The sequence below is a fragment of the Variibacter gotjawalensis genome, from assembly GCF_002355335.1.
Lineage (GTDB): Bacteria > Pseudomonadota > Alphaproteobacteria > Rhizobiales > Xanthobacteraceae > Variibacter > Variibacter gotjawalensis.
In genome coordinates this window covers 1,710,920-1,723,356 of the sequence record NZ_AP014946.1, presented here as the reverse complement: position 1 = coordinate 1,723,356, position 12,437 = coordinate 1,710,920, and the positions used below count along the sequence as shown (strand labels likewise).

General features: G+C 62.9%; 9 protein-coding genes. 7 read left to right on the top strand and 2 right to left on the bottom strand.

Annotation, left to right across the window (positions count from 1 at the left end; genetic code table 11):
• The first annotated feature begins 102 nt into the window (after positions 1–102).
• Complete coding sequence (gene hydA / locus GJW30_RS08365; RefSeq protein WP_096354126.1) at positions 103–1,527, top strand: dihydropyrimidinase; 1,425 nt, start codon at positions 103–105, stop codon at positions 1,525–1,527.
• Between the two features lie 190 nt (positions 1,528–1,717).
• Here the strand turns inward: hydA and hpxZ are convergent, their stop codons facing one another.
• Positions 1,718–2,101: an oxalurate catabolism protein HpxZ gene (gene hpxZ, locus GJW30_RS08360; RefSeq protein WP_096358731.1), complete on the bottom strand. Its 384-nt coding sequence runs from the start codon at positions 2,099–2,101 to the stop codon at positions 1,718–1,720.
• Positions 2,102–2,187: 86 nt separating this feature from the next.
• Between hpxZ and GJW30_RS08355 the strand changes: the two genes are divergently transcribed.
• From GJW30_RS08355 to pyrE, 3 genes are all read left to right on the top strand, one after another.
• Entirely contained in the window at positions 2,188–3,426 is a 1,239-nt protein-coding gene (locus GJW30_RS08355) for an allantoate amidohydrolase (RefSeq protein WP_096354124.1), read from the top strand.
• A gap of 33 nt (positions 3,427–3,459) precedes the next feature.
• Positions 3,460–4,680 (top strand): CoA transferase, encoded by a 1,221-nt coding sequence (locus GJW30_RS08350; RefSeq protein ID WP_096354121.1) that lies wholly within the window; start codon positions 3,460–3,462, stop codon positions 4,678–4,680.
• 222 nt (positions 4,681–4,902) lie between these two features.
• Positions 4,903–5,490: an orotate phosphoribosyltransferase gene (pyrE, locus tag GJW30_RS08345; protein WP_096354119.1), complete on the top strand. Its 588-nt coding sequence runs from the start codon at positions 4,903–4,905 to the stop codon at positions 5,488–5,490.
• A 194-nt stretch (positions 5,491–5,684) separates the two neighbouring features.
• On the opposite strand, the gene GJW30_RS08340 is transcribed toward pyrE, so the two are convergent.
• Complete coding sequence (locus tag GJW30_RS08340) at positions 5,685–6,902, bottom strand: acyl-CoA dehydrogenase (protein WP_245408692.1); 1,218 nt, start codon at positions 6,900–6,902, stop codon at positions 5,685–5,687.
• A 198-nt stretch (positions 6,903–7,100) separates the two neighbouring features.
• Here GJW30_RS08340 and GJW30_RS08335 point away from each other — a divergent pair, with 198 nt between their 5' ends.
• The 3 genes from GJW30_RS08335 to GJW30_RS08325 all read left to right on the top strand — a co-directional run bounded on the left by GJW30_RS08335 (position 7,101) and on the right by GJW30_RS08325 (position 12,436).
• Positions 7,101–7,736: an MBL fold metallo-hydrolase gene (locus GJW30_RS08335; RefSeq protein ID WP_096354116.1), complete on the top strand. Its 636-nt coding sequence runs from the start codon at positions 7,101–7,103 to the stop codon at positions 7,734–7,736.
• 341 nt (positions 7,737–8,077) lie between these two features.
• Positions 8,078–9,292 carry an efflux RND transporter periplasmic adaptor subunit gene (locus GJW30_RS08330; protein ID WP_096354114.1) on the top strand — a complete coding sequence of 405 codons (1,215 nt, stop codon included), beginning with the start codon at positions 8,078–8,080 and terminating at the stop codon, positions 9,290–9,292.
• A gap of 9 nt (positions 9,293–9,301) precedes the next feature.
• Positions 9,302–12,436, top strand: a complete 3,135-nt coding sequence (locus tag GJW30_RS08325; RefSeq protein WP_096354111.1) for an efflux RND transporter permease subunit — start codon at positions 9,302–9,304, stop codon at positions 12,434–12,436.
• The last annotated feature ends 1 nt before the right edge of the window (position 12,437 follow it).

Here is a 12,437-nt window from a genome sequence, read left to right as displayed (position 1 = left end):
GCCCTGTTTGCCGGGCGTCGCTTTGTCGTATTGTGTCCCCGGCACCTTTGCTAGAGGTGGCACACTCCAGCTTCCGTTTCAAAGTGTTTGAGGGCCCTCAGAGTGACGTTTGACACGATTATCCGCGGTGGAACCATCGCGACGGCGGCCGATACGGTCAAATGCGACGTCGGGATTCAAGGCGGCAAGATCACGGCGCTCGGCGCGAATTTGGGCGAGGCGCGCGAGATCGTCGACGCCACCGGCCACTTGGTGCTGCCAGGCGGCATCGACAGTCACGTGCATTTCGCGCAGCCCTCCGGCCCCGGCATCGTGATGGCGGACGATTTCGAATCCGGCACCCGCTCGGCCGCGTTCGGCGGCAACACGATGGTGCTGCCTTTCGCGGTTCAGCAGAAGGGCGAGTCGTTGCGCCAGGTCGTGAAGGACTATCACGCGAAGGCTGACGGCAACTGCTACGTCGACGTCTCGTTTCATCTCGTCATCGTCGATACGAGCGAGCGTGTGCTCGGCCAGGAACTCCCGGCTCTCGTGAACGACGGCTACACGTCGTTCAAGGTGTTCATGACGTATGAGGGCATGGCGCTCTCCGACATGGAGATGCTGAACGTCATGGCGGTCGCGCGCGAGACCGGCGCGCTCGTCATGGTGCACGCGGAGAACTACGACGCGATCCGCTTCCTCACTGACCGGCTCGAACGTGCTGGAAAGACGGCGCCGTTCTTCCACGGGCCGTCGCGTCCGATCCCAATCGAGCGCGAGGCAACGCATCGCGCGATTTCGCTCGCCGAGCTTGTCGATGTGCCGGTGATGATCGTGCACGTCTCCAACGGCGAAGCGATGGAGGAAATCCGCCGCGCGCAGCAGAAGGGGCTCAAGGTCTATGGCGAGACGTGTCCGCAATATCTGGTGCTGACCGAGCAGGACCTCGAAGGCCTCAACATGGAAGGCGCGAAGTATGTCTGCTCGCCGCCGCCGCGCGACAAGAAGAGCCAATCGGAATGCTGGAAAGGCCTGCAGCAAGGCGTTTTCTCGGTGTTCTCGTCGGACCACTGCCCGTTCCGTTACGACGACCCGCAAGGCAAATTGACGCCGAAAGGGCGCACGAGTTTCCGTTGGGTGCCGAATGGAATTCCGGGCGTCGAGACGCGGCTGCCAATCCTGTTTTCGGAAGGCGTGAAGAAGGGTCGCATCAGCCTCAACGAATTCGTCGCGCTGAGCTCGACCAATCATGCGAAGACTTACGGGCTCTATCCGAAGAAGGGCACGATCGCGGTCGGCGCCGATGCGGACATCGCGATCTGGGATCCGGACCGCAGCGTGACGATCTCGCAGTCGCTGATGCATCACAACGTCGACTACACACCGTATGAAGGCATCGAGGTTACGGGTTGGCCGGTGTCGACGATGGTGCGCGGCCGCTTCGTCGTGCGCGACGGCAAGCTCACGGGCGCGAAAGGCGACGGCGAATATGTATCGCGCGACAAGTCTCCGTTGGCGACACCGAGCGGCACGGGGATGTTCTGAGCGACGCACCTTAATCCGTCATCCTGAGGAGCATCGCGGTCGGCGAAGCCGACGCCGATGCGTCTCGAAGGACGACGGCCCGGGAGCTAGCGGCATCGCATTGGCCGTCGTGGTTCGAGACGCCGCTATCGGCTACGCCGTAGCGGCTCCTCACCATGACGGAGAGAGCCCAATTTCAATCGCCGAGCGATTACTTCGCGTCGATCACGCTCACATGCGCGGCAACGACACGCCAGCCGTCCGCAAAGCGCGCCCACGTCTGCATCTGGCGCCCGACCTTGCCGGGTATGCTGTCGCGGTAGAACAGCGTCGCCGCGATGGCGAGATCGTTGCCATAGGCCGTGATCTGCGTGCGGTCGAGACGGCGCGCGAGACCAACCGGGGAGCGCGCGGTCCGAAACGCTCTGATCTCATCGATGCCGTAGAGGTTTTCGCCGATGCCGTAACGGATCGTGCGCGCATCCGGATGGAACAGTGCGTCGAGTGCTGCGGTATCGTTGGCGACCAACGCCGCCTCATAGCGCGCGAACGCGGCCTCTACTTCCGCGACGACATCCGGACGATCGATTTCCATGCGGTTTTCCGTGACGAAACGCCCTGCTTGGCGCGACGCGCGCAACATGGCAGACGTATCGTCAAGAAGTCCAGGACCGGAGCCCAATGTCTCTTCCCGCCCGCGGTGTGTTCGGTGAACGCATCCTCGCCCTCGCCGACGAAATCGCGCGCCATTCGGAAGCCGGCGACAATCTCACCTGCACGTATCTCACGCCCGCGCATCACGCGGCGGCGAGCCTGCTGCTGCACTGGATGCGGCAGGCCGGACTTAAGGCCGAGATCGACGCAACCGCGAATGTCGTCGGCCGTCTGCCGAGCGTAATGCCTGGCGCGAAGACGCTCATCATCGGCTCTCACTACGACACGGTGCGCAACGCCGGAAAATACGACGGGCGGCTCGGCATTCTGACGGGCCTCGTCGTGCTCGAGCACCTCATTCGCGTCGGCGCAGAGCTGCCGTTCAACGTTGAGCTGATCGCGTTCTCAGAAGAAGAAGGCGTGCGGTTCGCGACGCCGTTCATCGGCTCTCACGCGATCGTCGGCAAGTTTGATACGGCCATTCTCGAACGCACGGATCGCGCAGGCCTGCATCTGTTCGAAGTGATGATGGAGGCCGGGCTCGACCTGAAGAAAATTCCATCGCTCGCGCGCGATCCCGCGTCGTTGCTCGGCTATCTCGAAGTTCACATCGAGCAAGGCCCGGTGCTGCTCCGCGAAGACCTACCGGTCGGTATCGTCAGCGCAATCGCTGGCGCGCGGCGGCAAGTGCTGACGGTCACGGGCCAGACCGGTCATGCCGGGACCGTGCCGATGCTCGGGCGTCACGATGCGGCCGCGGCCGCGGCCGAGATCGTTCTGTTCGTCGAGCAACGCTGCTCGCGCGGCGATACGCTGGTCGGAACCGTCGGGCAGCTCAATGTTCCGCAAGGCGCAATCAATACGATCCCGGGTCGCTGCGAACTCTCGCTCGATATTCGCGCCGGAGACAATGCGACGCGCGATTCCGCGATCGACGACATCACGGCGGAATGCGCGGCGATCGCGGCGCGCCGTGGCGTGACGATCGAAAGCCGCGAAGTGATGAACTCGGCCGCAGCGCCATGCGCGCCGCGCCTGCAACTGGTTTTTGCCGATGCGGTGAAGCGCGCCGGATATCGCGCGCATACGCTGCTCAGCGGCGCCGGGCACGACGCGATGGTGTTCAACGGTGTCTGCGATATCGGAATGTTGTTCGTGCGGTGCGGCAACGGCGGCATCAGCCATTCGCCGCTCGAAACCGTCGCGGCGAGCGACGCGGATGCCGGTGCTCGCGTGCTGCTCGACGCGCTGATGCACGTCGGCTAAGACCAATCAAAACAAGATCGGGAAACGTTCCGTATGTATGACTTGCTCAAAGGCCTGCGCATCGTCGAAGGGTCATCGTTCATCGCAGCGCCGTCGTGCGGTTTGCATCTGCTGCAGCTCGGCGCGGAAGTAATCCGTTTCGACAATATCGGCGGCGGTCCGGACTTTCGCCGCTGGCCGCTCGCGCCGAACGGCCTAAGCTTCTACTGGGAAGGCCTCAACAAGGGAAAGAAGTCGATCGCAATCGATCTCACGCGCCCCGAGGGCCGCGAGCTCGCGGTGACGCTCGCGACGGCGCCCGGCAAGGACGGCGGCATCTTCCTCACGAATTTCCCGGTCGGCGGATTCCTCGCGCATGACAAGCTCGCGGCGCGGCGCGCAGATATGATCTCGGTGCGCGTGATGGGCTGGGCCGACGGCACCACGGGCGTCGACTACACGGTCAACGCCGCGTTCGGTTATCCGTATCTCACCGGCCCATCGGATCAGACCGCGCCCGTCAACCACATCATGCCGTCGTGGGATCTGCTCACCGGCGCGTCCGCGGCGTATTCGCTGCTCGCCGCCGAGCGCTATCGCCGCGAGACCGGCAAGGGTCAGGAAGTACGGCTGCCGCTCGGCGATGTCGCGATGGCGACACTCAGCCATCTCGGACAAGTCGCCGAAGTGCTGACGTCCGGCGCCGATCGTCCGCGCATGGGCAACGACATTTTCGGCGCGTTCGGCCGCGATTTTCTCACGCGCGACGGCAAGCGCGTGATGGTGGTCGCGATCACGCCGCGGCAGTGGACCGGGATGCTGAAGGGCTTCGGCCTCACCGAGAAGGTCGCGGCGCTGGAGGCCGAACTCGGCGTCACCTTCGCGAAAGACGAAGGCATTCGCTTCGCGCATCGCCATCGCCTGTTCCCGCTGATCGAGGCTGCGATTGCGACGCGCACGCAGGCCGAATGCGGAAAACTGTTCGACGAGTCGGATATCTGCTGGGGGCCGTATCAGAGCGTCCACGAGGCGGTGACGGAAGGTCCGCATTTCAAGAACAGCCCGCTGTTCGCGGAGGCGAGCCATCCGAGCGGCCATACGTATCCGACATCGGGCCCTGCCCCGAGCTTCCTCGGGCTCGATCGCGGCGCGGCCGGGTCCGCGCCGAAGCTCGGGCAGCACACGGATGAAGTGCTCTCGGGTGTGCTCGGACTGTCGTCGGGCGAGATCGGCAAACTGCACGACCAAAAGGTGGTGGCGGGACCGGAAAAGTAGCCCGGAAACGAGAACGGGCAGCACGGACCCAAGGTCTGTGCCGCCCGTCTGACAGATCACCGTAGGCGGCGGCGGTCTGTCTAACCTCGATTGATCGACGTTTTACGGGCGATTCGTTTCGTCCAAATGTCTTGGATTATTTCCGGAATGTTTCATCAGGCGGGTGCACCCGCCGCCCTTACCCCGCTATACTGCCGCAACGCCATTACACGAGGATACGGAATGCAGCCGCTGCGACGCGCGGAGCCCGCGCACGCCAACGCCCGCGAAGGGCTGATCGCCCTGATCAAGGAGCGCTCGTTCGGGCGCGGCAAGATTACCCTCGCCTCCGGCCGAGAGAGCGATTTCTATTTCGACCTGCGGCCGACCGCGCTGCATCCGGCCGGCGCTGCCTATATCGGCGAACTCGTCGTCGACATGATCAAGGACCTCGACATCGAGTATGTCGGTGGTCTCGCGATGGGCGCGATCCCGATCGCCACCGCGGTTGCGATCGCGAGCTATCAGCGCGGCGGCAATATCGGCGCATTCTTCGTGCGTAAGGCCGAGAAGAATTACGGCACCCGCAAGTTGGTCGAAGGATTGCCGAAGGGGCAGACGCTCAAGGGCAAGAATGTGCTGGTCGTCGAGGACACGACGACATCGGGCGGCTCCGCGATGCAGGCCGTTCAAGTGCTGCGCGAAGAAGGCGCGAACGTGGTTCTCGTCATCACGATCGTCGATCGTCAGGAAGGCGCGGAAGAAACTTTTGCGGCCGAGAAGCTACCGTTCCGGTCGGTGCTGACCGCCGATGTGTTTTTGAAGGATTGAGACTCGGCGCTCAGCGCCTCCGCCGTCATTGCGAGGAGCGCGCTGCGAAGCAGGAGCGACGAAGCAATCCAGTACTTTCTACTTGGCTTCTGGATTGCCACGTCGCGGCTTCGCCGCTCCTCGCAATGACGCTTCACCCAAACAAAAAAGCCCGCGATCGCTCGCGGGCTTTTTCGTTAGCGCATCGAAGCGCGTTACATAAACGCCTGGATGCCGGTCTGTGCGCGACCGAGGATCAGCGCGTGAATGTCGTGCGTGCCCTCGTAGGTGTTGACGGTCTCGAGGTTCGAAACGTGACGCATCACGTGATACTCGTCCGAGATGCCGTTGCCGCCGTGCATGTCGCGGGCAACGCGCGCGATGTCGAGCGCTTTGCCGCAGTTATTGCGCTTGAGCATCGAGATTGCCGGCGGTACTTCGCGGTGATCGTCGAACATGCGCCCGAGGCGGAGCGCGGCGTGCAAGCCGAGCGTGATCTCGGTCTGCATATCGGCGAGCTTCTTCTGCACCAGCTGATTGGCGGCGAGCGGACGGCCGAACTGCTTGCGGTCGAGCGTGTATTGGCGCGCGGCATGCCAGCAGAATTCCGCGGCGCCCATCGCGCCCCAGGCAATGCCGTAGCGGGCGCGGTTAAGACAGCCGAACGGGCCGCCGAGGCCGCGTGCATTCGGCAGCAGATTCTCTTCCGGCACGACGGCGTTTTCGAGCACGATCTCGCCCGTCACCGATGCGCGGAGCGAGAGCTTGCCCTCGATCTTCGGCGTCGAGAAACCCTTGGTGCCACGTTCGACGACGAAGCCGCGGATAACGTCATCGAGCTTCGCCCAGACGACGGCGACATCGGCGATCGGCGCGTTGGTGATCCAGGTCTTCGCGCCGGTGAGGCTGTAGCCGCCCGCGACTTTCGTCGCGCGCGTGACCATCGAACCCGGGTCTGAACCGTGATCCGGTTCGGTGAGGCCGAAGCAACCGACCCACTCGCCGGTCGAGAGCTTCGGCAGATACTTCTTGCGATGCTCTTCGGAGCCGTAAGCGTAGATCGGGTGCATCACGAGCGAGGACTGCACCGACATCGCGGAGCGATAACCTGAGTCAACACGCTCGACTTCGCGCGCGATCAGACCATAGGCCGTGTAGCCGAGGCCGGCGCCGCCATACTGTTCCGGGATCGTCGCGCCGAGCAGGCCGAGCTCGCCCATCTCGCTCATGATTTCGCGGTCGAAGCGCTCTTCGCGGTAGGCCGACTTCACGCGCGGCATCAGCTTGTCCTGCGCGTAGCCTTTCGCGGTGTCGCGGACCATGCGCTCTTCTTCGGTCAACTCGCCTTCGAGATCGAGCGGGTCTTCCCAATTGAAGACATCCTTGCCGCCTTTGGCGTGGCGCGCCTCGCGCATATCCATGGCCTGTGACATTCAAACTCTCCCTAAGACCGCATTTCCGGCCAGCATAGGCGCGGGTTCCCGTGACCGCAAACCGCCGGTTGTCGGCGCGACGTGTAGGAAGAAAAGGTCGCAAAGGCCAGCAAAAATGCGGAATACCGGCCTTTCGATTTGCGATCCTGCGTGAATGATGCGATGCCGATTTTAAGGGGCTGACGCCAGGAGACGCCTTTGCCGAAGATTCAAGCCGCCATCGTGCCGGTCACGCTCTTTCAGCAGAACTGCACCCTGCTATGGGACAAGGAAACGGATCACGGCGTCGTCGTCGATCCGGGCGGCGATATCGACCAGATCTTGGCCGCGATCGAAGAGAACCAGATCACGATCGACAAGATCTTGCTCACCCATGGGCATATCGACCATGCGGGCGCGGCGGCTGAACTCAAAGAGCGCCTCAACGTGCCGATCGAAGGCCCGCATAAGGCCGAAGCGATCATGCTCGCCAATCTCGACAAGCAAGGCGTTCAATACGGCATCCCGGCCCGGCCGGTGACGCCGGATCGCTGGCTGGAGGATGGCGACACGGTCGAGGCCGCCGGGGTCACGTTCAAAATCCGGCATTGCCCGGGCCACTCACCCGGCAGCGTCGTCTTCATCAACGAAGAGCAGAAATTCGCGCTGGTCGGCGATGTGCTGTTCGCCGGTTCGGTCGGCCGGAGCGATCTTCCGGGCGGCGATCACGACACGCTCATCCGCTCGATCAAGGAAAAGCTACTGCCGTTGGAAGACGACGTGACGTTCATCTGCGGGCACGGTCCGGTCAGCACGATCGGGCGTGAGCGGGCGACCAACCCCTTCCTCCGCTAGCCGCCGGGTTTAACCGGCAGCCATGCGTGCTGCGCCGCAGCAATCCGATTCATCAAATGGCCGTGAGAGTACGCTGCCGCGCACCCCGAAAGGGTCATAGGCGGCGCAAATTGTTCCGTTTGACGGAACCAAACCGGTATCTCTTGGGCGGATGAGTGTCGTGTAGCGCGAATTTGAGGCTTTTTGGCGCCCGTTTGGCGCGCCTTTCGGCCGCAGCCAAGCTTGGTTGCGCCGCACCCAAAGCTGAAGGTACGTTCATTTAACGACAATCGTTTTCCGGGAATCATCATCCAGTGCCGAAGACAACGCGGCGCCGGTGACCATTACTTTTGCACGTCGCAATGGAGCCTAAGGCATTGGCACTCACGTCCTCCCCCCTGAAATTCGCTGCACTCGGCGCCGTCCTGGCGCTCGGACTGACGGGGTGCAAAGACGCACAGACGGCCGCACCGGCGGCGCAAGAGGTCCCCGAAATCAGCTTCCTGATCATGGAGCCGCAGTCGCGGCCGATCGTTCGCGAATTGCCCGGCCGGACAGCGCCGACCCGGATCGCCGAGGTCCGCGCCCGTGTCTCCGGTATCGTTATCGAGCGCGCCTTCCTGCAGGGCAGCGAAGTCAAAGCCGGCGACGTTCTCTACCGGATCGATCCGAAGCCGTTCGAGGTTGAACTGCAATTGCAGGAGGCCGCGATGGCCAAGGCAGCCGCAATGCTCGAACAGGCGCATCAGCAGGCGAAGCGCATCGAAACGCTCTTCCAGGGCAAGTCCGCCTCGCAGGCGCAGCTTGAGCAAGCCGTTTCGGCGAACCGCCAGGCCGAAGCCGACTTCCAGGCGCGCACCGCCGACGTTCAGCGCGCGCGGCTCAATCTCGAATACGCGACAGTGCGTTCGCCGATCAACGGCCGTGTCGGCGGGGCTCTCGTGACGGAAGGCGCGCTGGTCGGCCAGAATGAAGCGACGCACCTCACTACGGTGCAGCAGCTCGATCCGATCTATGCCGACTTCACGCAATCGATCACGGAGCTCAGCCAGCTGCGCCGCGATCTCGAACGTGGCGACATCGAACAAGTCGCGCCGGAAACCGCGAAGGTGCGGCTCGTGCTCGACGACGGCTCGATCTACATCCACCCCGGCAAGCTGCTGTTCTCCGGCGCGCAGGTCGAGCCCTCGACCGGCAAGGTGACGCTGCGCGGCGAATTCCCGAATCCGAAGCAGGAATTGCTGCCCGGCATGTACGTTCGCGTGCAGCTCGAGCAAGGCATCGACTCGGACGCAATCGCGGTGCCGAGCCAAGCGATTCAGCGCAACTTCAGCGGCAACAGCGAAGTCTACGTCATTCGCGACGACAACGTCGTGATCGCGCAGCCCGTGCGTGTCGGTGGAATCATCGAAGGCCAGCGGCTCATCACCGAAGGCTTAAAGAAAGGCGACCGCGTCGTCGTCGAAGGTTTTCAGAAGATCACGGCGGGAATCAAAGTCACGCCGATTCCTTGGACCCAACCGGCCACGGCGAACCCCGCGCAGCGCGCGGACGTCGCCCCGGTCGTCATTCGATAAGATAGTCCGATGCCCTCATTTTTTATTGACCGCCCCGTTTTCGCGTGGGTGGTGGCCCTCTTCATTTGTCTTGGCGGCGTGCTTTCGCTGCCGTTTCTGCCGATCGCGCAGTATCCGATCATTGCGCCGCCATCGATCTCGATCTCGACTAGCTATCCGGGCGCTTCGCCCGAAAATCTCTACAACAGCGTCACTCGGCTGATCGAAGAAGAGCTCAACGGCGCGAGCGGCATTCTGAACTTCGAGTCGACCTCGGACTCGCTCGGCCAAGTCGAAATTATCGCGAACTTCGTGCCGGGCACCGACTCGGCGCTCGCCTCGGTCGAAGTGCAGAACCGCCTGAAGCGTGTCGAGCCGCGCCTACCGCGCGCCGTCATTCAGCAAGGCATTCTGGTCGAAGAAGCCTCGAGCGCGGTTCTGCAGATCATCACGCTGCGTTCGACCGACGGCACGCTCGACGAAGTCGCGCTCGGCGACTTCATGGTGCGCAACATTCTCGGCGAAATCCGCCGTATCCCCGGCGTCGGCCGCGCGTTCCTCTATTCGACGGAGCGCTCGCTGCGCGTCTGGCTCGATAGCGACAAACTCGTCGGCTACAACATGACGGCCGACGACGTGACGCGCGCTATCACGGCGCAGAACGCGCAGGTCGCGTCGGGCTCAATCGGCGCAGAACCGGCGCAGAAAGGCCAGCGCACATCCGCTATGGTGCTGGTGAAAGGCCAGCTGTCATCGCCGGACGAATTCGGCGCGATCGTTCTGCGCGCCAATCCGGACGGCTCGACGGTGCGCATCCGCGACGTCGCGCGCATCGAAATCGGCGGCATGAGCTATCAGTTCACGACGCGGCAGAACGGCGAGCCAGTTGCCGGTTTGTCGGTCATGATGGCGCCGACCGGCAACGCGCTCGCCACCGCGACGGCCGTGAAGAAGAAGATGGACGAACTCGCCCGCTTCTTCCCGTCCAACATCAAGTACGACATTCCCTACAACGTCACGCCGGTGGTCGAGGCCTCGATCCAGAAGGTGTTGGTGACGCTCGTCGAAGCCGTCGTCCTCGTCTTCCTCGTGATGTTCCTATTTCTGCAGAACTTCCGCTACACGCTCATTCCAACGATCGTCGTGCCGGTCGCGCTGCTCGGTGCATGTACGGCGTTGCTGCTGCTTGGCTTCTCGATCAATATGCTGACGCTATTCGCGATGGTGCTTGCGATCGGCATCTTGGTCGACGACGCGATCGTCGTCGTCGAGAATGTCGAGCGCATCATGAGTGAGGAAGGGCTTCCACCGAAGGAGGCGACACGCAAAGCGATGGGCCAGATTACGAGCGCTATCGTCGGCATCACGCTGGTGCTCATTGCGGTGTTCATCCCGATGGCATTCTTCCCGGGCTCGGTCGGCATCATCTACAAGCAGTTCTCGGTGACGATGGTCGCCGCCATCGGCTTCTCGGCCTTGATGGCGCTGTCTCTCACGCCGGCGCTCTGCGCGACGCTGCTCAAGCCGGTTCAGGCCGGACATCATCACGAGCGGCGCGGCCTGTTCGGCTGGTTCAACCGCTCGATCGAGAAGACGAAGAAAGGCTATGCGGGTCTCGTCAACCGCATGATCCTGCGCACCGGCCGCTACATGCTCATCTACATCGTGCTGCTCGTCGGCCTCGGCTGGGCCTTCACGCGCATGCCGGCCGGCTTCTTGCCGGTCGACGATCAAGGCTTCATCACGACCGACGTGCAGACGCCCGCAGACGCCTCGTTCGGCCGCACGCTCGACGCCGTGAAGAAGGTCGAGGACTATCTGAAAACCCGCGACGGCATCCAGGCTTACACGTTCCTCACCGGCTTCTCGTTCCTCGGCCAAGGCCAGAACACCGCGCAGGCGTTTATCACGCTCAAGCACTGGTCGGAGCGCGGCTCGAAAGATTCGGCCGAAGCGATCGTTGCCGACATCAACAAGGCGCTCGGCCAGTATCCGGACGCAAAGTTTTCGGCTCTGCAGCCGCCGCCAATCGATAACCTCGGCAACTCGTCGGGTTTCTCGTTCCGTCTGCAGGATCGCGGACAACGCGGCTACGACGCGCTGATGCAGGCGAAGGATCAGCTGCTCGCGCTCGCGGCGAAAAGCCCTGTCCTGCAAGACGTTTACGTCGAAGGTCTCCCGCCGGCCGCACAAGTACAGCTGATGATCGATCGCGAAAAAGCGGCCGCTTTCGGCCTTACCTTCGAGGACATCAACAACACGATCTCGACCAACCTCGGTTCAAACTACATCAACGACTTCCCGAACCGCGGGCGCATGCAGCGCGTGATCGTGCAATCCGACAACGATCGCCGCATGCAAGCCGAGCACATTTTGAACTACAACGTGCGCAATTCGCGCGGCGAGTTGGTGCCATTCTCGTCCTTCGCAACCGTGCAATGGGCGGTCGGCCCAACGCAGATCGCGGGCTTCAACTACTACCCGTCGGTGCGTATCTCGGGTTCGGCAAAACCGGGCTTCACCTCAGGCGACGCCATCGCCGAAATGGAGAAACTGTCCGGCCAGTTGCCGCGCGGCTTCGGATACGAATGGACCGGTCAATCGCTGCAGGAAAAACTCGCGGGCTCGCAAGCCGGCTTCCTGCTCGCGTTGTCGGCGCTCGTCGTGTTCCTCTGTCTCGCGGCGCTTTACGAAAGCTGGACGATTCCGATTGCGGTGTTGCTCACCGTGCCGCTCGGCATGCTCGGCGCCGTTATCGCGGCAAGTCTGCGCGGCTTCCCGAACGATGTGTATTTCACGATCGGGTTGATCACGATCATCGGACTAGCGGCGAAGGACGCGATCCTGATCATCGAGTTCGCCAAGGATCTGCGCGCGCAAGGCAAGCCGCTCATCGAAGCGACGGTGGAAGCGTGTTACCTGCGCTTCCGTCCTATTTTGATGACTGGCCTCGCCTTCATCTGCGGCGTCGCGCCGATGGTCATCGCCTACGGTGCGGCCGGCAAGAGTCAGCAGGCGCTCGGCACCGGCGTGATGGGCGGCATGATCTCCGTCGTCATTCTGGCGCTGCTGTTCGTTCCGGTGTTTTTCGTCGGCGTGACGAAACTGTTCAGCCGCGCCGAACGCAAAGCCGCCGCTGAGCCTCTGCCGCAACCGGCGGAGTAGG